The sequence below is a fragment of the Halorubrum sp. SP3 genome, from assembly GCF_005435195.1.
In the GTDB taxonomy this organism is placed as follows: Archaea; Halobacteriota; Halobacteria; order Halobacteriales; family Haloferacaceae; genus Halorubrum; species Halorubrum sodomense.
Genome location: NZ_SGTU01000708.1, coordinates 1 through 235, shown reverse-complemented (window position 1 = coordinate 235; position 235 = coordinate 1). Strand labels below are relative to the sequence as shown.

Here is a 235-nt window from a genome sequence, read left to right as displayed (position 1 = left end):
AAGGGCACGTACGAGAGTATCACGTTTGAAGCAGACGTGGACGGAGATAGTACGCTTGAAGAAGCTGGTACCGACAACACCTTCACTGAAACTCAAATTTCAGTGAGTGACGGAACTGAGTTCACCGCCACCGCAACTGTCACCGGTGACGCGAGCGTGACCCAGGACCCGTCGGCATCGGTCGATGTCGTTGTCGACGACGCTGACGATCTTGGTGTCGCGACGACCGAACAGG

1 protein-coding gene is annotated in these 235 nt (G+C 56.2%); it reads left to right on the top strand.

Annotated features, from left to right (window positions below):
- Nucleotides 1-235 (top strand): hypothetical protein (locus tag EXE42_RS20005; RefSeq protein ID WP_206750789.1); only part of this gene is annotated, 235 nt, incomplete at both ends.